General features: G+C 63.7%; 25 protein-coding genes. 9 read left to right on the top strand and 16 right to left on the bottom strand.

Features of this window, described 5'->3' with window-relative positions; genetic code table 11:
• Positions 1 to 131 precede the first annotated feature (131 nt).
• The 4 genes from AA0Z93_RS20705 (at position 132) to AA0Z93_RS20690 (ending at position 2032) form a co-directional block, all read left to right on the top strand.
• Entirely contained in the window at positions 132 to 458 is a 327-nt protein-coding gene (locus AA0Z93_RS20705; protein WP_413048389.1) for a hypothetical protein, read from the top strand.
• An 89-nt stretch (positions 459 to 547) separates the two neighbouring features.
• The gene (locus tag AA0Z93_RS20700; protein WP_413047123.1) at positions 548 to 919 is read left to right on the top strand and encodes a ligand-binding protein SH3; all 372 of its coding nucleotides are present in this window, start codon (positions 548 to 550) and stop codon (positions 917 to 919) included.
• A gap of 397 nt (positions 920 to 1316) precedes the next feature.
• Positions 1317 to 1520: a hypothetical protein gene (locus AA0Z93_RS20695; protein ID WP_413047124.1), complete on the top strand. Its 204-nt coding sequence runs from the start codon at positions 1317 to 1319 to the stop codon at positions 1518 to 1520.
• 221 nt (positions 1521 to 1741) lie between these two features.
• The gene (locus tag AA0Z93_RS20690) at positions 1742 to 2032 is read left to right on the top strand and encodes a hypothetical protein (RefSeq protein ID WP_413047125.1); all 291 of its coding nucleotides are present in this window, start codon (positions 1742 to 1744) and stop codon (positions 2030 to 2032) included.
• Between the two features lie 92 nt (positions 2033 to 2124).
• On the opposite strand, the gene AA0Z93_RS20685 is transcribed toward AA0Z93_RS20690, so the two are convergent.
• The 5 genes from AA0Z93_RS20685 to AA0Z93_RS20665 all read right to left on the bottom strand — a co-directional run bounded on the left by AA0Z93_RS20685 (position 2125) and on the right by AA0Z93_RS20665 (position 7419).
• A complete protein-coding gene (locus tag AA0Z93_RS20685; RefSeq protein ID WP_413047126.1) occupies positions 2125 to 2523 on the bottom strand; it encodes a VOC family protein in 399 nt (132 codons plus the stop codon).
• A gap of 212 nt (positions 2524 to 2735) precedes the next feature.
• The gene (locus tag AA0Z93_RS20680) at positions 2736 to 4136 is read right to left on the bottom strand and encodes a diguanylate cyclase (RefSeq protein WP_413047127.1); all 1401 of its coding nucleotides are present in this window, start codon (positions 4134 to 4136) and stop codon (positions 2736 to 2738) included.
• 163 nt (positions 4137 to 4299) lie between these two features.
• Positions 4300 to 6129, bottom strand: coding sequence for an SLC13 family permease (locus AA0Z93_RS20675; RefSeq protein WP_413047128.1), 1830 nt, complete (start codon positions 6127 to 6129; stop codon positions 4300 to 4302).
• Positions 6130 to 6308: 179 nt separating this feature from the next.
• On the bottom strand, positions 6309 to 6773 hold the full coding sequence (locus AA0Z93_RS20670; protein ID WP_413047129.1) for a hypothetical protein: 465 nt from the start codon (positions 6771 to 6773) through the stop codon (positions 6309 to 6311).
• A 337-nt stretch (positions 6774 to 7110) separates the two neighbouring features.
• Positions 7111 to 7419, bottom strand: coding sequence for an RcnB family protein (locus AA0Z93_RS20665; protein ID WP_296268495.1), 309 nt, complete (start codon positions 7417 to 7419; stop codon positions 7111 to 7113).
• A gap of 111 nt (positions 7420 to 7530) precedes the next feature.
• On the opposite strand from AA0Z93_RS20665, the gene AA0Z93_RS20660 reads away from it, so the two are divergent.
• Complete coding sequence (locus tag AA0Z93_RS20660) at positions 7531 to 7881, top strand: hypothetical protein (RefSeq protein WP_413047130.1); 351 nt, start codon at positions 7531 to 7533, stop codon at positions 7879 to 7881.
• 28 nt (positions 7882 to 7909) lie between these two features.
• Here AA0Z93_RS20660 and AA0Z93_RS20655 read toward each other — a convergent pair whose 3' ends face one another.
• The 9 genes from AA0Z93_RS20655 to ribBA all read right to left on the bottom strand — a co-directional run bounded on the left by AA0Z93_RS20655 (position 7910) and on the right by ribBA (position 16785).
• A complete protein-coding gene (locus AA0Z93_RS20655) occupies positions 7910 to 8677 on the bottom strand; it encodes an SDR family oxidoreductase (protein WP_413047131.1) in 768 nt (255 codons plus the stop codon).
• Positions 8678 to 8696: 19 nt separating this feature from the next.
• The gene (locus tag AA0Z93_RS20650; RefSeq protein WP_413047132.1) at positions 8697 to 9764 is read right to left on the bottom strand and encodes a phosphotransferase family protein; all 1068 of its coding nucleotides are present in this window, start codon (positions 9762 to 9764) and stop codon (positions 8697 to 8699) included.
• 405 nt (positions 9765 to 10169) lie between these two features.
• Positions 10170 to 10487: an SCP2 sterol-binding domain-containing protein gene (locus AA0Z93_RS20645; protein ID WP_413047133.1), complete on the bottom strand. Its 318-nt coding sequence runs from the start codon at positions 10485 to 10487 to the stop codon at positions 10170 to 10172.
• A gap of 53 nt (positions 10488 to 10540) precedes the next feature.
• Positions 10541 to 11254 (bottom strand): histidine phosphatase family protein, encoded by a 714-nt coding sequence (locus AA0Z93_RS20640; RefSeq protein WP_413047134.1) that lies wholly within the window; start codon positions 11252 to 11254, stop codon positions 10541 to 10543.
• A 183-nt stretch (positions 11255 to 11437) separates the two neighbouring features.
• Positions 11438 to 12586, bottom strand: coding sequence for an ABC transporter ATP-binding protein (locus AA0Z93_RS20635; RefSeq protein WP_413047135.1), 1149 nt, complete (start codon positions 12584 to 12586; stop codon positions 11438 to 11440).
• 33 nt (positions 12587 to 12619) lie between these two features.
• Positions 12620 to 13429 (bottom strand): ABC transporter permease, encoded by an 810-nt coding sequence (locus AA0Z93_RS20630; RefSeq protein WP_413047136.1) that lies wholly within the window; start codon positions 13427 to 13429, stop codon positions 12620 to 12622.
• Positions 13430 to 13435: 6 nt separating this feature from the next.
• Positions 13436 to 14341 (bottom strand): ABC transporter permease, encoded by a 906-nt coding sequence (locus AA0Z93_RS20625; protein ID WP_413047137.1) that lies wholly within the window; start codon positions 14339 to 14341, stop codon positions 13436 to 13438.
• Positions 14338 to 15363, bottom strand: a complete 1026-nt coding sequence (locus AA0Z93_RS20620) for a polyamine ABC transporter substrate-binding protein (protein ID WP_413047138.1) — start codon at positions 15361 to 15363, stop codon at positions 14338 to 14340. Before AA0Z93_RS20620 ends, AA0Z93_RS20625 begins: the two co-directional genes overlap by 4 nt.
• A 309-nt stretch (positions 15364 to 15672) precedes the next feature.
• The gene (ribBA, locus tag AA0Z93_RS20615; protein WP_413047139.1) at positions 15673 to 16785 is read right to left on the bottom strand and encodes a bifunctional 3,4-dihydroxy-2-butanone-4-phosphate synthase/GTP cyclohydrolase II; all 1113 of its coding nucleotides are present in this window, start codon (positions 16783 to 16785) and stop codon (positions 15673 to 15675) included.
• Between the two features lie 71 nt (positions 16786 to 16856).
• Here ribBA and AA0Z93_RS20610 point away from each other — a divergent pair, with 71 nt between their 5' ends.
• Positions 16857 to 17150 carry a DUF1330 domain-containing protein gene (locus AA0Z93_RS20610; RefSeq protein WP_413047140.1) on the top strand — a complete coding sequence of 98 codons (294 nt, stop codon included), beginning with the start codon at positions 16857 to 16859 and terminating at the stop codon, positions 17148 to 17150.
• 78 nt (positions 17151 to 17228) lie between these two features.
• Here the strand turns inward: AA0Z93_RS20610 and AA0Z93_RS20605 are convergent, their stop codons facing one another.
• Entirely contained in the window at positions 17229 to 18548 is a 1320-nt protein-coding gene (locus AA0Z93_RS20605) for a substrate-binding domain-containing protein (protein ID WP_413047141.1), read from the bottom strand.
• Between the two features lie 179 nt (positions 18549 to 18727).
• On the opposite strand from AA0Z93_RS20605, the gene AA0Z93_RS20600 reads away from it, so the two are divergent.
• The 3 genes from AA0Z93_RS20600 (at position 18728) to AA0Z93_RS20590 (ending at position 20437) form a co-directional block, all read left to right on the top strand.
• Entirely contained in the window at positions 18728 to 19621 is an 894-nt protein-coding gene (locus tag AA0Z93_RS20600) for an EamA family transporter (protein WP_413047142.1), read from the top strand.
• Positions 19622 to 19676: 55 nt separating this feature from the next.
• Positions 19677 to 19997 carry a YbjQ family protein gene (locus AA0Z93_RS20595; RefSeq protein ID WP_413047143.1) on the top strand — a complete coding sequence of 107 codons (321 nt, stop codon included), beginning with the start codon at positions 19677 to 19679 and terminating at the stop codon, positions 19995 to 19997.
• A 140-nt stretch (positions 19998 to 20137) separates the two neighbouring features.
• Complete coding sequence (locus AA0Z93_RS20590) at positions 20138 to 20437, top strand: hypothetical protein (RefSeq protein WP_413047144.1); 300 nt, start codon at positions 20138 to 20140, stop codon at positions 20435 to 20437.
• A 195-nt stretch (positions 20438 to 20632) separates the two neighbouring features.
• Here AA0Z93_RS20590 and AA0Z93_RS20585 read toward each other — a convergent pair whose 3' ends face one another.
• Positions 20633 to 20965, bottom strand: coding sequence for a hypothetical protein (locus tag AA0Z93_RS20585; RefSeq protein WP_413047145.1), 333 nt, complete (start codon positions 20963 to 20965; stop codon positions 20633 to 20635).
• Between the last annotated feature and the right edge of the window lie 291 nt (positions 20966 to 21256).

The following is a 21256-nucleotide window of genomic DNA, read 5'->3' as shown; positions in this document are numbered from 1 at the left end:
GCCCGCGTCTGCTTGGCTAGGAGATTGTCCGACAATTTGTGTCAGATGCCTTGCTTCCCGCTTCGCTTGGGCTAGTGTTGGCAAAGCGCTATCAATCAATACGCCTTTAGTCTTAGCAGGAGCCTGACATGCTGCGCATTCGTGGAGATTCGTTCTGGTCGTGGGCTGATCCCACCTTGCACCACCGTCGACACGACGAGACCCTGCCTGGTGGCGCGTCACTCGACGTTCAGGTGCGTCTGTCGCGAACCGGGTCGACCCAGTTGTTCCTGGGCGTCTATGGCGACTCGGGCCTGGCGTTGCATGAAGAAGCCTATGGGTCGCGCCCTGGAGAATCGATGACCCGTGCCCTTGCCTGGGGCGTGGCGCGTGCCAGGGAGGTCGCTGCGCAATCGGCCACTGTGGCGCGCTTGCCCGCCATGCCACAGGACTCCCGACAGGCCACCGGTAGCTGCTGAAAGCGCTCCTAGACGGCATGCGCAGCGCGTCATGTTCTGACGCCGGCCTCTGCTAGCATCGACGGTTCACCGCAGCCAGGGAGTGGCGCATGAAATCCGTCGTGATCAAGATCCATCGCAGCGAGTACCCGCAACCCATTCGTCTCGTGGCCGGCCAACCCTTGAGCATTGGTCAGCGCTATGAAGGTAGCGAAGGCTGGGAGGACTGGTACCTCTGCACCTGCGCCGGTCAACTGCCCGGTTGGGTGCCCGCACAATTGATCGAAGTCCTGGGCATAGGCCATGGTCGTGCGCGGGAGACCTATTGCGCCCACGAACTGGATGTCGAGCCCGGTCAGATCATCGAGGCTTTACGCTTTCTGAATGGTTGGTACTGGTGCAAACGCCTGAGCGATGGCGAGCTGGGCTGGTTGCCGTCAGAGGTGCTGAGGCTTGCGGGGCGGGATGCCAACGGCATCTGATCTGCTTTTTTTTCGCCAACCTGGATCTGTAACCGTATCAGTTGTAGCGCGATCATAGCGCCATCCCAGCCGAGCAGCCCGGCCTGCGCTGGGCCGGCTGCACGCCATGCCAACGGCGCTCGTCAGCCAGGCCGCTTCGTTAACGCACTGAGAGGTTTCAATGGGCAAGCTCGCATGGTTTCTTGGAGGATTTCTATTACTGACCCTCTGTATCGGCCTGCTGGGAACCATTCCACCCCCCTGATCGTCGGCGTCTGACCTGTTCTGCCTCTGGACGGGCCCCTAACTAGGTTACGTTTGCCAGCCATGTCTACTCTGTCAAGGGTGGCAGGTCATGATCCCTTCACAATGCTTGCTGTACCCTGCGCAGCGTCCCGATTCATGGAGGCCCGCAACGATGCAAACACATAAGGGTGCAGCTGCAATGGGGCGGTGGCGCACGCATTTTCTCGATCACACCTCATTCCACGAAGACGACTACGCGCGTGCGCTGTTGCAGGCACAGGTGCTTGAGCAGGCAGGCGCCATCAGCACCGGCGAATGGATCGAACTGGTCAAGCAGGCCAACCGGGCTTTGTTGAAGATCGATCAAGCTGAGTAGGAAATTTGTCCACAGAAACCGTGGGTAGGTCTGTGGATAACGCGCGCAAGGGCTTGGCTTTAAAGGCTCTGGTTGGATTGCGCAGAATTTGTACAAATTATGTTCGCCATCGCCCTGAGGTGTTTCATCCAGGGCGTTTTTGTCTAGGCTTTACCCAACGCTGCGAGTGGATAGCCGGAGGTTTGGCTCCATCCTGCGCATCGACCGTTTGAGAGATCTACATGGGCAGACAGTATCGACTGAACAGCGAGCAGCCTGCAGTGGAGTTGTTCGAACGTATCGTCTCGGCGCTGAGTGCGTCTGGCTGCTACCAGCGCGTTGCTTCACAGGCGCACTACGCAGGGTTCGTACACGCCGGCAGCGACGCTGCGTGGGGTGTGGACATCGAAGTGTCGGTTGATCCAAAAGGCGTGCTGCTGCAGGTGTACGCCGGCAACGCCAGGCAGCTCATTGGGCTGATCCACGCAGACTTGGGGATGGTCGAGCGCTCGATCGCGGTCCACGAGCTCTGAGCATTCCACACCATTGGCGGTGCACGCTGGCGCCCGATCGATTGGGTGAAGTTTGTACGCTCGTGATGGCCTATGCTCCAGCCCTCGCTGGATCACCAGTCCTGTGCATGCACGAAACACAACTTGTTGCCTTCAGGATCACGACAATAGGCCGCGTAGAAGCCTTCTCCATAGTGCGGGCGCAGTCCCGGAGCGCCCTCGTCGCTGCCGCCGTGTCGCAAGGCTGTATGCCATGCGGTCTGTACCTGTTCCCGATCCTGCGCCGCGAAGCTGACCTGGGTGCCATTGCCCGCACTGGCCGGACGACCGTTGAAGGGCCGTTGCACGTAGAACTGCGGCCATTCGGCGTTCGGGGTTTGCCAACCGGCCCCTTCAGGCCCCTGATCGTCGACCTCGGGCAGGCGAACCAGGCCCAGGCATGCCAAGACGGCCTCATAGAACGCGATCATGCGTGGCAAGTCGCAGGCACCTAGCTGTATGTGGCTGAACATGCGGCGTTTCTCCAGGGGGCAGGTGTGGTTGGAGGGGCAGTTTCCCGCTGCCGGCAGGTCATGTGAGGGCCGATGGCGGACAGTCGGCAAAAACACTGATGCAATACGTCGGCTTCCACGATCGCGTCTACCAAGGCAAGCCGCGTGCATGTGCCTGCGATCACCGGACGCTCCAGATCCAAGCCACGGTGTGATCCTCAGGTGCAGTGCGCCTAACTCACTTCCCGCTGCGTCGAATGCTGCACGACGCGATTGCGGCCTTGCGCCTTGGCCCGGTACAGCGCCTGATCGGCCTGGATCAGCAGGCTGTCCAGGTCCTCGCTCGGCGCTGCGACGCCGCCGGCCAAGCCAATGCTGACGCTGATGCGCAGGGCCTGGCCGTAGCCTTGCAGCGTGAGCGACTCGACCGCCCGACGCAGCCGCTCGGCAAGGAAGCCGGCTTGCTGAGGGGCCAGGCCAGGCACCACGATGGCGAACTCTTCGCCGCCCAAACGGGCGAACAAAGCGCCTTTGCCCAACTGCTCCTGCACGCTGCGCGCGAACTGGCGCAGCACTTGGTCGCCCACGGCATGGCCGTGGCGGTCATTGATGGACTTGAAGTGGTCGATGTCGAGCATCATCAGCGTGATCGGTAGCCCCGGCTGGCGGCAGCTGTGCAACAAGGCGCCGGCCTGGTGCGTGAAGGCGCTGCGGCTGAGGGCACCGGTCAGGTGGTCGACCGCCGCTTGGTGCGCCAGGCGGGCGAGCAGTTGCCGGTTGGCGTGGCTGACGCAGGCCACCACCAGCGGCCCGAGCACTAGCATGGCGATGCCCAGGCGCGCCGACATCAGCGCGGTGACCGCCGTTTCGGTTTGCGGCAGGCTGAAGTGCATGACGTTTTGCGCCACGGCGACGATCAGCGTACTGCCGGCGCCCAGCGTCAACAGCGAGAGCAGGAACGGCGAGTAACTCAGCGCGCACCACACCAGCGCGGCGATGGGGAACGCGATGGCGCCCGGTCCTCCCACCGCCAGGCCCAGGCCCAGCGAGCCGAGCAGCACCCAGAGCGGTGCGATGGGGATCGGCTGGCTGTTACTGCGCAGCAGGCCGCGTACCGAGGGGGCGCTGAGGACCACGGGCAGCACCAGCACACTGGTGGAAAACTGCTCGCTGAACCAAGCCAGCCAGGTGGCGCGCACCGACTCGTTGAACCAGGGCGCGGCCACCAGGCAGGCCAGGCTTGCCGCCACCACTGCGGCGCTGGCACTGGCGCCGAGCAGGCACAACACGCCGTAAGGTGTGTGCAGGCGCCGGTCGTTGCGCGACAGACGCGCCATCAACAGCCACAGGGTCAATACCACACTGAGGTTGCACAGGTTGAACCACAGCGCCGGGCGCCACTCGCTGCCGCATGCCATGTCGGCCGTGACCATGGCCAGGTAGACCAGGCACCAGCCCACCGGGCTGGCCCTGCGGGGATGGCGTAGCAGCAGACCGGCCAGGACCGCATTCACCGGCCAGAACAAGGACAGCGAAGCGAAGGGGCGTGCGAGGATGCCGGCCAGCGTCAACACCAGCGTCAGGCTGAACAAGGCCAGGTAGATCACCAGACGCGACCGTGCTGAAAACACCATGAACGTGGACCACATGCGCGGTGAGGAGGAAAGACCGAGCTTCGAGGTCAGGCTCGGTGACGACGCGGGAAGTGTGGTTCATGCGAGTAATTGATGTCAAACGGATATCATCGTGGCCGATCCGTTGGCGATCGGCTGCACGACAAGGGGGCAAATGCCCCGCTTACAAAGGAAAAAGCCACGGCACCATGACCACCGTCACCAGCATCACCAACACCGTGAACGGTACGCCGACTTTGACGAAGTCGGCAAAACGGTATTGCCCTGGCCCCAGCACCAAGGTGTTGACCGGCGAAGACACCGGCGTCATGAAGGCCGCCGACGCGGCCAAGGCCACGGTCATGGCGAACGGGTAGGGCGAGAGGCCCAGTTCGCTGGCCATGCTGATCGCCACTGGCGCCATCAGCACCGCGGTGGCGGTGTTGGAGATGAACAGGCCGATCACCGCCGTCAGGACGAACAGGCACGCCAGCATCATCCGAGGGCCGGCACCGCCGAGCAGGCCGACCAGGCCGTCGACCGCCAGGGCGATGCCGCCGGTCTGTTGCAACGCCAGAGCGAAGGGCAACATGCCGACGATCAGCACCAGGCTCTGCCAATGGATGGCGCGGTAGGCACTGTCCATGTCGATGCAGCGCCCGGCGCCCATCAATAGACAACCGATCAGTGCCGCCACCACATTGGGCACCAGCCCGCTGACCATCAGCGCCACCATCACCGCCAGGCTGGCCAAGGCTTGCGGCGCGCGGCGGCGTGCCGGAGCGACCTGGTCGATTTCGGCCGGCAGGCTGAGCACGATGAAGTCGTGCGGGTGGGTCTGCAGTCGGCGGATGGCCTTCCATGGGCCGACCACCAGCAGGGTGTCGCCCATGCGCAGCGAGGTTTCCAGCAGGCCGTCTTCGATGGCTTGCTGCTCGCGGCGCAGGCCCATGACGTTGAGGCCCAGGCGTGTGCGCAAGGCCAGGCCCAGCACAGTCTTGCCCAACAGGCTCGAGCCGGGTGGCAACGACACCTCGGCCATGCCCAGATCCTGGGACTGGTCGATGAAATAGGCGGCCTTGAAACGCAGGGGTTCGAGTTGCATCGACTGGCACAGGCCGCGCAGGTCGTTGCCCTTGTCGAACAGATCGAGCAGCAGCACGTCGCCCGCCTGCAGCACGGTCGCCGAATCGGCGGCGATCACCCGCGTGGTGAATGTGTGCTGGCGCTCGATGCCCACCACATTGGCGCCATGGACCGTGCGCAGCGCCAGCTCGCCCAGCGAATGGCCGATCAGAGGCGAGTGAGGGCGGACTCGCAAGCGTCGCTCGCGACCACTGAGCTTGTAGTCCTGCACCAAGTCATGCAGGGTCGGACATGCCTGGCTGCGGCCCTCGGTGCGCGCTTCGCCTTTCAGCCAGCGACGGGTCAGCAGCATGTAGCCGATGCCCAGCACCAGCACCACCAAGCCGAACGGCGTGAAGCTGAAGAAGCCGAACCCTTCGACGCCGTGGCGCAGCAACTCGCCATGCACCACCACGTTGGGCGGGGTGGCCACCAAGCTGAGCATGCCGCTGATCAGGCCGGCGAAGCTCAGCGGCATCATCAACCGGCTGGGCGCGATGTGCAGACGCGTGGCGATGCTCAGCACGATGGGAATGAAGATCGCCACCACGCCCGTGGAACTCATCACCGAGCCCAAGCCCGCCACCGACACCATCAACAGCAGCAGCAGGCGCACTTCGCTGTGGCCCGCCGTGTCGCTGAGCCATTCGCCGAGGCGATAGGCGATGCCGGTGCGCACCAGGCCTTCGCCGATCACGAACAGCGCGGCGATCAACACCACGTTGGGGTCGCTGAAGCCGGCCAGGGCCTGTTCGATGGTCAAGACACCGGACAGCGGCAGGGCGAGGATCACCAGCAAGGCGACCACGTCCATGCGTAGGCGATTGCGGATGAACAGCACGACGGCGGTGGTCAATAGGCCGAGTACCCAGAGCAGTTGAAGATTCATGCAGCGAGTGATCCTTCACGTGAGAAAGCAAGAGACGCACATGATGCAGGGTTGCGCCATGTCTGACCCCAGACTGTGCAGGTGTTCGCTGGTGGGTGCATTGATGTGTTACAGGCAATCTGCGATCGGAGCGAGCTACGCCGTTGCGCTTCGACGCAGGAAACCGCGTGCGTAAGCTTTCAGCGGCGCTTGGGGCCCAGGCCGAAGGGGAGCCAGGTGCGTGTGTCACGGTACATCCAGTAAGCCATTGCGGCTGCCGAACAGAATACGTAAGGGGTCAACAGCAGGATATCCGCATATGGGATGTCGAAGATCTCCATTACCGGCCATGCCAGGGCAGCCAGCCAAATGAAGAGCGCAGCACCTACCATGAACACGCTGCCTTTGAACGAGGCATCGGGATAGGCTCTTTCTGCAATCACCGCCAATGGAACGCCGACCGCTAAAGAACCCACCCAAGCGCCTATGATGCTGGCTGGAGTGATGAGCATATACATGAAAACCAGCGTCAGCATGTCGGCTCCGGAGGCGTCGCTTTTATGCCAGGCGAGATAGATCACCATTAGCAATGAACCGAGGACACCACTCACGAACGCCGAAACTGACGCCAATTTGATCAATCTTTCGTCAATGAAGCCATTCATGATTTATGCGCTGAGAAAGATGGAGCCTGCCGGATGACAATTTCGCAATGGGCGACAGATTGTAAAGGAGGATGTTCGGGCCGCCCGTTCCATGACCGATATGCGAAGGTCAAAGTGCTGCAATGCATTGTCGCATTGAGTGCTGGGGGAAGATTGTAAGAGCGGTGGGTGCGGGAGCATTTCAATGTTTGCTGCACAAGGTACTTCCTTGCATGAAAGCGCTTGCCTGGAACCCAAAGCCGCCGCATGGGTGCGAACGCAGCGCTGAACCAGGCGAGCTCAGGCGGCCACGATGCAGGCTGTGGCCGCGCTGGATGCCGGTCGAATCAGCCCAGACTCATTTCTTGCCCGAGTGGATGGCCAGAATCACGCCGTTGGTGGTCTGCACCAGTACATACCGACCGGCCATCTTCACCCAATGACTTTCTTTTTCCGGTGCTGGCAGGCCCTTGGACTGCCAATCCTTGACGGCCGCTTCGTCGCGCTTGTACTGGTCGGGCGCTTTGTCGCCGACTTCCAGTTCGCGGTTGCGCGTTTCGTTGGACTTGACGCTTTCCTGCGTCGATTCGGCGGCCTGTACCACCATCGGCACGCCGACCAGGGTGCCGGAGAAGAGCAGGGCGCAGAGCAGGGAGTTGGCTTTCATACCGGTATTCCTTATGGACGTGTGTGCAAAATCCGACACCCCGGCGCGACGACAATTCACTTTGCGTGTTGGCCTGATGCTAGAGTCACGTTCTTTTTTCGAGGAATGAACATGCGAGCACTACTGCCGATGACCGCTGCGCTGCTGATGGTCGGCTGCGCCTCATCGACCATGGACGCCGCCCGTACCGGCGCGCCCAACGCCCAGCTCGATTCGCGCAAGAACGCCGACCTGGTCGCCCAGTGCATCCAATACGCCTGGCAGGACGAAAAGGTGTTCGGGGTCGATGCCAGCGGTTACCTGGAGACGCGCAAGGCGGGCGGCTTCACCGTCTACACCCGCGAGGCGCAGGCGTTCGTGGACGTCTACCCGCAAGGCGGTGGCACCCATGTGGATTTCTACGCCGCGCAGCACGAAGGTGTGGCGTTGCAACGTAAGGCCGCCGCCGCCACCTGCCTGTAAGCTCGACAGCCCGGCGACGGCTGCACGCTCAGGCCAGATAGCCACCGTCGACGGCCAGCGCTGCGCCGGTGGTGTAGCTCGACGCCGCGCTGGCCAGGTACAGCACCGCCCCGGCCATCTCGCCTGGTTCGGCCACGCGCTTGAGGGGGATGCGTTGCAGGGCGGTGTCGAGGATCGCCTGGTTTTTCACCAGCGCCGCGGCGAACTGCGTGTCGGTCAACCCCGGCAGCAGAGCGTTGCAACGGATGCCGAACGGCGCGCACTCCTTGGCGAAGGCCTGGGTCATGTTGATCACTGCCGCCTTGGTCACCGAATAGATGCCCTGGAAATGCCCTGGCGTCACGCCATTGATCGAAGCCACGTTGATGATGCTGCCGCCGCCGTGCTCGCGCATCAGTTTGCCGGCCGCCACCGACATGAAGAAATAACCGCGAATGTTGACGTCCACGGTCTTCTGGAAGGCACTGGGGTCGGTGTCGAGAATGTTGCAGAACTGCGGGTTCGTCGCTGCGTTGTTGACCAGGATGTCGAGCCGTCCGAAGCGCTCGCGAACCGCGTCGAAGGTGCTGTCTATCTGCCCCAGGTCGCCGATGTGACAAGCCATGGCCGTGGCTTGGCCACCTGCCGCGACGATGGTGTCGACCACCTGTTGGCAGCCGTCGAGCTTGCGGCTGGTCACCACCACATGGGCGCCCTGTTGCGCCAGGAGCTGAGCGATGGCCGCGCCGATGCCGCGGCTGGCGCCGGAAACGAGGGCGATCTTGCCGTCGAGGTCGAACAATTGCGTTTTGGGCATGGGGCGCTCCTGAAACGGTTCAGAGGGGCGAGCGGGCAATGACGCGCAGAGTCATCTGCTCGAGCAAATGGTTCATCCGAATGAAGCTGGCGAAACGGGCGTCCTGGGTCTGGCGATGGAAATAGCGGTAGTAGATCTGCTGGACGATGCCGGCCAGCCGGAACAGCCCATACACGTGATAGAAATCGACGTTGTCCAAGCGCAACCCGCTGCGCTCGGCATAGCGCGCGACGAACTGCCGGCGGCTGAGCATGCCCGGCGCGTTGCTCGGTTGGCGCCGCAACTGCTGAATCGGTGCGGGATCGTCGGCTTCGATCCAGTAGGCCAGGCTATTGCCCAGGTCCATCAGCGGGTCGCCCAGTGTGGCCATTTCCCAGTCGAGCACGCCGATGATCCGCGCTGGGTCGGCCGGGTCGAGGATGACGTTGTCCAGGCGGTAATCGTTGTGCAGGATCGCCGGGCGCGGATGGTCGGCGGGCAGGTGCGCGCGCAACCAGGCGATCGCCTGTTCCCAGCGCGGTGCGTCGGGGGTCAGCGCCTGTTCATAACGCGTTGCCCAGCCCTCGATCTGGCGCTGCACGTAGCCCTCGGGCTTGCCCAGGTCGGCCAGGCCGCAGGTTGTGTAATCCACTTGGTGCAACTCGGCCAAGCGGTCGATGAAGCTTTCGCACAGCGCCTGGGTCGCGGCCGGCTCCAGGCCCAGTGCTGGCGGCAGATCGGCGCGCAGGATGATGCCTTCGACCCGCTCCATCACATAGAACTCGCTGCCGATCAGCGTGGTGTCGGTGCAGTGCAGATAAGCCTTGGGGCAGTAGGGGAAACCGGCGTTGAGCTGGTTGAGGATGCGAAATTCGCGGCCCATATCGTGGGCGCTCTTGGCTTTGTGGCCGAAGGGCGGGCGGCGTAGCACCAGGTCGCGCTCGGGGTAGCGCAGCAGGTAGGTGAGGTTGGAGGCTCCGCCTGGAAACTGGCGCACCTCGGGGCTTGCGCTCAAACCTGGTAGATGGGTCTTGAGGTAGGTGTCGACCGCCGTCACGTCGAAGGCTTCGCCGCTGCGAACGTCGATGGTGCGATCTGTAGACGACATCGGTCTTCCTTGTAGTGTTCTCGACCCACCTGGCCACGGTAATCAGCGCACCGGCCGGCGACAAGCGATCCAGGCTTCGATAGACCGGGGTGTTGGCGTTCGATCAGTGGCTGTGATGCGAGGTGAGGTAGGGCGGGTGTGGTCCAGAAAAGCCGAGGCCAGTGGCCAGCGCTGTTCATTCAAGCGATTGGGGCCGCCCTGCGGCCCATCGCGGCTGAAGCCGCTCCTACAAAAACCGCATATCCTGTAGGAGCGGCCGGCCGGCGCTCCGGTTCAGCCGCGATGGGCTGCGAAGCAGCCCCAACGAACACTCTTTCGACTCAACTGACGGTCATCGAACCAACAGGCCTCGATTTCCGAATCCGCGCGCGGCGTCCGGGCGTGGCGGACGCCGCGCTGACGGACTCAGGAGGGGAACAGCTCGCTGAGTTTCATCGACAGCATCATGTCGCCTTCGACGCGCAGCTTGCCGCTCATGAAGGCCTGCATGCCATCGGTATCGCCGCTGACGATGCCCTTGAGGGTGTCGCTGTCGAGCACCAGGGTGCAGTTGGCGTCAGGGTTCTCGCCTTCCTGCAGCTCGCAGGTGCCATCCTTGATGATCAGTGCGTAGTGCTTGTCTTCGTCGGTGATGTTGAAGCCGTAGACCAGGTCCAGGCCGGCAGCGGCGGACGGGTCGAACTTCTCTTGCATCTTCTTCACGGCATCGGCTACGGAGGTCATGGCGTGTTCCTTATCGGTTGTGGGTGACGGAATACAGGGTGGAAACGGGTCGGTCAGCGGTAGGTGATCAGTTCCGGCGCTCTGAGCAGACGCAAGTGCGCCTGGCTGTTGAAGGTACTGAGGCTCACGGCGTGGCCCTGGAATTTCAGGTGGCTGAACGAGGTGTTGACGATCTGCCAGTTCAGCGTGAAGGCCTGGGCAGGGGTCATGCCCGTCACGCGGTGCAGCAGGGCGGCGATGCTGCCGCCTGAGGTGAACACGGCAATGTTCTGGCCTTCCTGGGCTTGATCCAGCAGGCGCTGCAACCCTCGGTCGATACGCGCGGTGAAGGCCTGCCAGGTTTCCAGGCCATCGTCGGCGGTGTGCTCGCCCTCGTGCCAGCGCTGCACCATCAGGGCGAACAGGCGCTGGAATTCGCTGCGCTGCTCGCGCGCGTTGCGCATCACGTCGAGCGCATGGGGTTCGTGGGGCAGCAGATCGGGCAGCAGGGTGCGGATCACGCCTTCGGCGTCGAATTCGTTGAAGTCGGGGTCGGTGTCCAGGGTGGGAATCGCTTGATCATGGGCCTGCAAGGCGTCCAGGGCAATGCGCGCAGTGTCTTGCTGGCGGCGCAGGGTGCCGGCGATGCAACGGTCCAGATGCAGCCCCAGCTGGGCGAAGTGTTCGCCGAGGGCTTGGCTCTGGCGCACGCCCAGTTTGGACAGTACGTCATAGTCACTGGCGCCGAACGAAGCCTGGCCATGTCGGATCAGATAGAGATTGCCCACGGGATGCCTGCACGCATTGGGAGTGCAGCGAGGTTAGGATGCGGGCAACAGGCTGTCAACGAAAAAGCATACAAGCGTTTGAAAAGGTCGTTTGAATGTTACCGCTCAGTTCCGCAATGCGATGGCCCAGCCATCGATCCATCGCCGTCGAACCGCGCGCCCGTTGCAGGCGCGCGGTCGGTTTCAGTGCGCGCCGGCCGATTTGCTCAGGTCGCTTTCGGCCCACTCGGTGTAGATGCAAGCATCGGCGACCGCCCAACGCACTTTGACCGTATCGCCCGGCTGCATCGGCATGCCGGCCGCCGACAGCGCCTTGACCGTCAGCTCGGTGCCGCCCGCCGTGAGTACGTGGCAGGTCTGGCTTTCACCGAGGAACAGCACTTCGGCCACCTTGGCGTCGACTTCGTTCCAGCCGGCCGGCAGCGGCTCGCGCGCAGCCTGCTCGACGCTCAGGGCCAGGGCCTTTTCCGGGCGCACCATCACCAGCGCGTCTTGTTCGGCGACAAGGCCCGGGGTCAGACGGATGGCCAGCGGTTGGCCCTCGAACGTCCCCGCCGCATTGCTCTGGGCCTTGATGCGCAGGAAGTTGGAGTTGCCCAGGAACGAGGCTACGAACGCGTTCGGCGGGTTCTGGTAGAGGTCGTAGCCGGTGCCCAGCCCGACGATCTTGCCGTGGCTGAAGATGGCGATGCGCTGCGACAGGCGCATCGCCTCTTCCTGGTCGTGGGTCACATAGACGATGGTGATGCCCAGGCGCCGGTGCAGCTGGCGCAGTTCGTCCTGCAGGTCTTCGCGCAGCTTCTTGTCCAGCGCGCCGAGCGGCTCGTCCATCAGCAGGATGCGCGGTTCGTACACCAGGGCGCGGGCGATGGCCACGCGCTGCTGCTGACCGCCCGACATCTGCGACGGCTTGCGGTGGGCGAAGGGTTCGAGCTGCACCAGCTTGAGCATGGCGTCCACGCGCTTGGTGGTCTCGGTGGCGCTGAGCTTGCGGATCGCCAGGGGGAAGGCGATGTTGTCGCGCACGTTCAGGTGCGGGAACAGCGAGTAGCGCTGGAACACCATGCCGATGTCGCGCTTGTGCGGCGGCACCTGCACCAGGGATTGGCCCTCGACCAGGATTTCGCCGCTGCTCGGGGTTTCGAAACCGGCCAGCATCGACAGGGTGGTGGATTTGCCCGAGCCGCTGGAGCCGAGGAAGGTGAGGAATTCACCGTCCTGGATCTCCAGGTCGAGGTTGTCCACGGCGGTGAAGTCGCCATAGTGCTTGTTCAGGCCGCGCAGGCTGACCAGGGTCTTGCCGGGCGCTTTGTCTTGGATCACTGCACTCATTTTTATTCTCTCCGCAGACGGCTTTTCACACGCTTACGCATTGGCTTCGGTACGCCGGCGCAAGGCGGCGGCAATCAACATGACCAGCAGCGACAGGCCGATCAGCAGCGTCGAGGCGACGGCGATGACGGGGCTGAGGTCCTGGCGCAGGGTGGTCCACATCTTCACCGGCAGCGTCTGCAGGTCAGGGCTTGCCATCATCACGCTGAGCACCACTTCGTCCCACGAGACGAGGAAGGCGAACAGACCGCCGGCGATCATGCCTGGGCGAATGGCCGGGAAGGTCACCTTGTAGATGGCTTGCAGGCGCGAGGCGCCGCAGATCACCGCCGCATCCTCGATGGACTGGTCGAACAGCTTCAGCGAGTTGATGATCGAGATGATGGTGAAGGGCAGGGCGACGATCACGTGGCTGACCACGAAGGCGAACAGCGTGCCGGTATAGCCCAGGTTCAGGAACAACGCATACACCGCCACGGCGATGATCACCAGCGGCACGATCATCGGCATGGTGAACAGACCGTAGAGCATTTCCCGACCGGGGAAACGCCCACGCACCAGGGCGAACGCGGTGGGCAGGCCCAAGGCGACGGCGGCGACGGTGGTCAGTACGGCGACCTTGAGGCTGGCGAGGGCGGCGTCCATCCACTCGGGGTTGGAAAAGAACTGCGCGTACCACTTGACGGTCCAGCCAGGCGGCGGGAACACCAGCCACTGCGACGAACCGAACGACAGCAGCACGATGAACACCACCGGCAGCAGCAGGAACGCTGCGATGGCGCCGGTGGTCAGGTACAGGCCCGTACGCAGCGGGCGACCCATGGCATTGGGGGACAGAAGCATGGCGGATTACCTCGGGTTGCCGACCGGAGATTCCGGCTGCAGCTTCAGGTACAGGTAGAAGAGCACCAGGGTGATCGCCACCAACAGTGCCGCGGCGGCGCTGGCCAGGCCCCAGTTGAGGAACGACTGCACCTGCTGGATGATGAACTCGGGCAGCATCATGTTCTGTGCCCCGCCCAGCAGCGCCGGGGTGACGTAGTAGCCGAGCGACATGACGAAGACCATCAATGCCCCGGAGAACAGCCCCGAGCGGCACAACGGCAGGAACACCTTCCAGAAGTTGGTCCAGGGGCTGGCGCCGCAGATCGAACCTGCCTGCAGCACCATCGGGTCGATGGCGTGCATGGTCGCCTGCAGCGGCAGCACGATGAACGGAATCATGATGTAGCTCATGCCGATCACCACCCCGGTGAGGTTGTGCACCATTTCGATGGGGGTATCGATGATGCCCATGGCCATCAACGCCTTGTTGATCACGCCCGAACTCTGCAGCAGCACCAGCCAGGAGTAGGTGCGTGCCAGCAGGCTGGTCCACATCGACAGCAGCACGATGTTCAGCAGCCAGCGGCCCCAGCCCTTGGGCACCAGGGTGATCGCCCAGGCCAGCGGGAAACCGAGCAGTACGCTGATCAGCGTCACCAGCCCCGCCACCGAGAAGGTATTGATCAGGACCCGGGTGTAGGCCGAGTTGGCGAACAGTTGCGCGTAGTTGCCCAGGCCCGGCTCGGGCTCCAGCACGCCGCGCAAGAGCAGGCCGATCAGCGGTGCGAAGAAGAACACGCCGAGGAACAGCAGGGCCGGCAGCAGGTTGCGGCTGCCTTTCCAGCGCTGGCCCAGGCTCGGGCGTCGCACGGGGGCGGCACCGGCGCCTGGCCCCTGGGCGTTTTGCAAGGCGTTGATGGCGACTTTCATTTGACCAGCCACTCGTTCCAGCGGGCGGCGATGGCCTGGCCGTTCTTGGCCCAGTAGGCGAAGTCCAGGGTCACCTGGTCTGCGGCGTAGGCCGTCGGCAGGTTTTTCGCCAGGTCGCTGTCGAGTTTGGCGACGCTGTCGACGTTCACCGGCGCGTAGGCGGTCTTGTTGGCGAAGTCGGCTTGGCCTTGCGCGCTGCTGGCGTTGGCCAGGAACTTCATGGCCGCGTCCTTGTTCTTGGCGCCTTTGGGTACGACCAGGAAGTCGGCCATGACCAGGTTCTGCTTCCAGCTCACGCCGACCGGCGCGCCGTCTTGCTGCAGGGCGTAGACGCGGCCGTTCCAGAACTGGCCGAGCGAGGCTTCGCCCGAGGCCAGCAGTTGCTGGGATTGCGCACCACCGCCCCACCAGACGATGTCCTGCTTGATGGTGTCGAGTTTCTTGAAGGCGCGGTCCAGGTCCAGGGGGTAGAGCTTGTCGGGCGCTACGCCGTCTGCCAGCAGAGCCAGTTCCAGCACGCCTGGGCTCGGCCATTTGTAGAGGGCGCGTTTGCCGGGGTAGGTTTTGGTGTCGAACAGCGCGCTCCAGTCGACCGGCTTTCTGGCGCCGAGCTTGCCTTCGTTGTAACCGAGCACGAAGGAGAAGAAGAACGAGCCGACGCCGTGGTCGGAGACGAAGCGCGGGTCGATCTTGTCGCGTTGGATGGTGTTGAAGTCCAGCGGTTCGAGCAGGCCTTCGCTGGCGGCGCGCAGGGCGAAATCGGCTTCGACGTCGACCACGTCCCACTGCACGTTGCCGCTTTCGACCATGGCTTTGAGCTTGCCGTAGTCGGTCGGGCCGTCCTGCACCACCTTGATGTCGGTCTGTTTGCTGAAGGGGATGGCCCAAGCTTCTTTCTGCGCATCCTGGGTGGTGCCACCCCAGCTGACGAAGTTGACGCTCTCGGCGGCCACGGCCGCCTGGCAAGCCAGGGTCAGCAGGCTGGCGGACAGCACTGCGCTTACACGTTTGCTCAACAGCATGGTTACGCCCTCGTTACTTTTGTTATTCGAGGCGGGTCAAGTGCACCCGCCAATCATGTTCGGGGAGCAGCTTTGTACTGGGTGAAGCGACGACGTTGGGTCTGGATGCAGCAGACGAATATCAAGGTCTACGGAATGTCATATTATGGTATTCCAAGATTTTGGCAAGTGATTGAAGGCTACCGGCCATCACTTGTTTTCCATCCCCGGACACAAGCTTCTTGAGCGGAGTGGGACGCCTGCGCTCTGTGCGGTTTCCCGGCCCCATGCGGGCGATTTCCCGCATGGGGTCTCGCCTGCCGTGTGCGCTCAGACGGGCTCGAAAGGAATGCTCTGCACCACTTCCAGCTCATAACCGGCCAGGCCTGCGTATTTGAGCGGCGGGCCGAGGTGATTGAGCTTGCCGACGCCCAGGTCCTGCAAGATCTGCGCCCCGGTACCGACTTCCGAGTACACCCGCGACTGCCCACGCCGGTACGGGCGTTGCGGTTGGGTGAGCTGTGGAATGCGCTCGAGCAACGCTTGGGAGGATTCGTGGTTGGCCAGGACCACCACCACGCCGGCGCCTTCCTGGGCGACCTTTTCCAGCGCCGCCCACAGCGTCCAGTTGGCGGGGCCGGCATACTCGGCACCCACCAGATCGCGCAAGGGGTCGATCACGTGCACGCGCACCAGGGTCGGGCGCTCGCGGTGGATCTCGCCCATCACCATGGCCATGTGCACGCCGCCCTCGATACGGTCTTCGTAGCTGACCAGGCGGAAGGTGCCGTGCACGGTGGGCAGTTCGCGTTCGCCGATGCGTTTGACCGTGTGCTCGGTGCTCAGGCGATAGTGGATGAGGTCGGCGATGGTGCCGATCTTGATGCCGTGCTGCGCGGCGAACACTTCCAGGTCGGGGCGGCGGGCCATGGTGCCGTCGTCGTTGAGCACCTCGACGATCACCGAGGCCGGGGCGAAGCCGGCCAGGCGCGCCATGTCGCAGCCGGCTTCGGTGTGCCCGGCACGGTTGAGCACGCCGCCTTCGCGGGCGCGCAGGGGGAAGATATGGCCAGGTTGCACGATGTCTTCGGGGCGAGCGTCGGCGGCCATGGCCGCGGCGACGGTGCGCGCGCGGTCGGCTGCGGAAATGCCGGTGGTGACGCCGCTGGCGGCCTCGATGGAGACGGTGAAGGCAGTGCTGAAGGCGCTGCCGTTAGCGGGCACCATCTGTTCCAGACCCAGGCGCTGGCAGTGCTCGTCGGTCAGGGTCAGGCAGATCAGCCCACGGGCATGGCGGGCCATGAAGTTGATGGCGGTAGCGTCGCAGCGCTCGGCGGCGATGAGCAGGTCACCTTCGTTTTCCCGGTCTTCGTCGTCCACCAGCAGGACCATCTTGCCTTGGCGGTAGTCTTCGAGGAGTTCTTCGATGCTGTTGAAAGCCATGCGCTACGCTCACTTCTTGTAAAAGGTTGTGGTATACCATCATACACACACCCTCTTGCGGAGCGCAGTGCATGAAAGCCTATTGGATCGCCCATGTCGACGTCAGCGACGCCGAGCATTACCAGCAGTACACCCAACGCGCGCCGGCGGCGTTCCAGGCCTACGGCGGACGTTTCCTGGCCCGCGGTGGCCGTAGCGAAGCGCTGGAAGGCCGCCCCACGCCACAACGCAGCGTGGTGATCGAGTTCGATTCCTACGAGCAGGCGTTGGCCTGCTACCGTTCGGCCGAATATCAAGAAGCCTGCGGCCATCGCCAGGGCGCGGCCAAGGCCGAAGTGATCATTGTAGAAGGGTTTGCGCCTTGAGCCCTGCGGCGTCAGCGCAGGGCTGACGCGATCGGCCGGGAGGGATTCTGTGCCAGCCTGCGCAGTCGTTGGTCGCCTTCAACCGGCAGCGGATCGGTCGACCCACACCTCCACCCGGCGATTGCGCAGACGCTCTTGCCACTGCGCGTTGCCCGCCACCGGCAACGCATCGCCCAGGCCCAGCACCTGGCGCACCTGCACGCCCTGGCGCGCCAGTTCGCGGCGCACCGCCAGTGCGCGCAGGCGCGAGAGCAGGGCCGCGCGGCCTGGCGTATCCTTGCGGTCGCTCAAGCCCACCAGCACCACGCTGCCGCTCAGCTTGCCCGCCGCTCTGAGATAGCCGGCCACCCGCTGCAGGTCGCGCAGGGCCTTGGTGTCGAGCAGGGCACTGTCGGGTTGAAAGCGAAAGCTCACGTTCAGGCGCTCGGCGCTACCGGCCAGACGCCGATAGGTCGGCGGCTGGTCGGACAGTGGCGCCACGGCGACGGGCACGATCTGCTGCGCGACGAAACCTTGCGCGGCGACGATGGCCTGGCCCGCGCTGCTTTGCGCGAACGCCGCGAGGCTCTGGGCATAAGGCGTGGGCTGCGCGGGTAGATAGAAGTACAGACGCCGTGACAAGGGATAGTCCTCGCTGGCCACCAGCGCTCGACTGGGTTGCAGGGCCGGTCCGTCGCCGGCGGCGATCGCCAGCGCACGTGCCGCGTGCAGCGTGCCCAAACCGCTGAAGCCGATCGCCTGCGGGTCGGCCAACACCCGTGCCACCAACGCATCGGCCGACTCGAAGCGCTTGGCCCGGACCGACAAGTGCAGGCGCTGTGGCCGCAGCACCAGGCTGTCGAAGGTCTCGAACGTGCCCGAACGCGCATCGCGGGCATACAGATGGATGTCGCCGCCTGCCACGCCCAGTTGTTCCCAGCGCGTCACCTGACCAGAAAAGATCTGCGCCAGTTGTTCGAGCGTCAACTGCCGCAGCGGGTTGTCCGGATGCGTGACGATCGCCACGCCGTCGAGCGCGACCACCTGCTCGCTGGCTGCGCTGCGCAGGTCGCCGAGGCCGCTCAAGCGCTTGCGTTCGTCGGCGTCGATCATGCGCGATGCACTGGCGAGGTCCGCGTGGCCTTCGCCGAGCGCGGCGAAGCCGGTGCGCGTGCCGTGGGCGGCGATGTCGATACGTACCGGGGCGCCCTGCGCGTCTCGCGCGCGAATCACCCATTCGTTGTCGAACTCACCGGGCCGCTGCTCGATGGCGGTCGCGCCACGCGCCTGCAACATGCCTTTGACCAAGGCCGGTACCAAGGCGCTGCCCAGGGTGTTGGAGCCCTGGATGCGCAATTGGCTGGGGCCCGCCCAGGCCAGCGCCGGCAACAGGCAGAGGAGGGCGATGAGACGCGACATACCATGCAGGCTCTGGAGGGCGATGCGCTGCAGATTACGACGGTGGCATGTCCGGCGCATGACAGACGCGCAGGACTGTATGGCTTTCTCCAGAGCCATCTGTGCCGCACGGTTGCGGCACTGCCGCGTTATGCTGTTTCGAGATGTTTCTATAAAAAGTCTGCATAAGGAAGTCAGCCGTGCCGCTCAAGGACCTACTGATCGCCCTGGTGGTGATCGTCGCGTGGGGTGTCAACTTCGTCGTCATCAAGGTCGGCCTCGATGGCTTGCCGCCAATGCTGCTTGGCGCGCTGCGCTTTTTGCTGGTGGCGTTTCCCGCTGTGCTGCTGGTCAAACGGCCCAAGCTGCCGTGGCGCTGGCTGGTGGCCTATGGCGCGACCATTTCATTGGGGCAGTTCGCCTTTCTCTTCCAGGCCATGTACAGCGGCATGCCGCCTGGACTGGCGTCGTTGGTGCTGCAATCGCAGGCGTTCTTCACCCTCGGTTTCGCTGCGCTGTTTCTCGGTGAGCGGTTGCGCCCGGCGAGTGTGCTGGGGCTATTGGTGGCGGCCGCAGGGCTGGCGGTGATCGGCAGCGAAGACCGCGCCCACGTGCCGCTGATTGCCTTGCTGCTGACCTTGTGCGGGGGCGCGATGTGGGGGATGGGCAACATCATTACCCGACGCTTCGGCTCGGTGGACCTGGTGGCCCTGGTGATCTGGGGCGGTTTGATTCCGCCGCTGCCGTTCCTGGCGCTGTCCTGGTGGCTGGAAGGGCCTGAAGCGATCAGCCATGCGCTGCTGAACATCTCGCTGAATTCGCTGTTGGCCCTGGGGTATCTGGCATTCATCGCCACCATGGTCGGCTACAGCCTGTGGAGCGGTTTGCTGTCGCGGCACCCGGCGGGCAAGGTGGCGCCGTTTTCCTTGTTGGTGCCAGTCATCGGGTTGAGTTCGTCGGCCTGGTTGCTGGGTGAGCGGCTGACCGCATTGCAGTGTTGGGGCGGGGGGCTGGTGATGTTGGGGCTGCTGATCAATGTGTTCGGTACGCGGCTCGCACAACGCTTGATGACACGCCGTAATGGCACCGCCTGAGACGAACGGGGCGATCTGCTAGCATCGGTGTTTTCGAACCTTTTGGAGGCTCAGCATGATCGTCACCACTACGCCACAGATCGACGGTCGCCCGGTCGCTCAGTACCTCGGCCTGGTCAGCGCCCAATCGGTGCAGGGCGTCAACTTCGTGCGCGATTTCTTCGCGCGCTTTCGCGACGTTTTCGGTGGTCGCTCGCAAACCCTCGAAAGCGCGTTGCGCACGGCGCGTGAGCAGGCCACCGACGAGTTGCAGCGGCATGCCAAGCAATTGGGGGCGAACGCGGTCGTCGGCGTGAATTTCGAGATCAGCATGCCCGGCGCGCAGGGCGGCATGGTGGTGATGTTCGCCAGCGGTACGGCGGTACGCCTGGCGTGAAGCGGCGCAATCGGCTCAACGGCGCGTGTTTTCGATCAATTCATTGACCCTGGGCAGGGGATTGGCACATCGCGGTCGTGATGCCTGCCCAGGTGTGTTTTTCTGTCGGACATTTCAACAATGTTCATCGGAGGAACCGTATGAGAGTCAGGGAAGATACCTACTGGCAGTGGGCCGATGCCAATCTGCACAGCCGGTGCCATGACGAGGCACTCAGCGACGGCACATCGTTCGAGGTCCAGGTGCGCTTGTCGCGGCTGGGGGCCACGCAGTTGTTTCTGGGCCTGTACGACCGCGAGGGTGCGGCGATCCGCGAAGAGTATTATCGCCAGCGACCTGGAGAAACCATGACCCGCGCCATGGTCTGGGGTGTGGACCGTGCGCGAGCCCTGGCGACCGGCGCCGTCACACTTGCACCGTTAGCTGCACGTAAGGCCTGACGCGGTCCCAGGAATGTCCGGACAGGGGCGTGATTCCCGTTCGCTGAACGACTAGGTCCGCCCTGTGGCCCCGCGACTGATCGATGCGCCGAACCGATTAGTTGCGGGGCCGCAGGGCGGACCCAGAGATACCAACTTAGCTTGACCAAACAGGCTTACGACCGCAGGTCGAGCCCAGGTGCAGCAGGGACGGCGTCACTCCACCGATTCGATCACTTTCACCGCATCGCGCTCGCGGGCGGCGGGCCATTCCTGCTGCAGTGTTTGCAGCACCCGCGCCACGAATTCGGTGTCGGCTGCCGCCTTGCGGCCCACGAAGCCCTGGCCGCGGCGGTACACCTTGAAGCGCGCGCGCATGTTCGGCAGGTGTGCCTCGAACTGTTCTTCGTGGGAGTTGGGCGGCAGGCGGTCGAGGCGAACCTCGCCGGTCTGGCTGAGCCACAGCAAGTGGTCGTCGAAGCTGTCTTTGCGCGCGGCGAACAGCTGGGCCAATTGATCGATGGTCGGTTTGTCGTTCAGGTTCATCATAAAGCCCCCATTACCCATTGTCTGGTGTCGTTCCGAGTGTTCGCCACAGGTTTGTAGCGCACTACCAAAGCTGCTACCGCAGCATTGCAACAGGGGCTTTCTCACGCTGTCTTTTGGACAGTTCCCGCTCCAGGGACGGTCTGCGTTACCGCGCAGGCCGCCTGGAATACCCGTGCCAGTGTCCCCGATCAGGGAGACGGCTCGATCATGCCCAAACATCTGGAAGGCCGTCAATAATTTTGTAGTGAATATTTTTAACCACTACATATTGTCGAACAATCGCCTTCGTCG

The sequence above is a fragment of the Pseudomonas phoenicis genome (assembly GCF_047302395.1).
In the GTDB taxonomy this organism is placed as follows: Bacteria; Pseudomonadota; Gammaproteobacteria; order Pseudomonadales; family Pseudomonadaceae; genus Aquipseudomonas.
The sequence above is the reverse complement of the archived record's forward strand: the minus strand, read 5'-3'. Positions and strand labels throughout refer to the sequence as shown.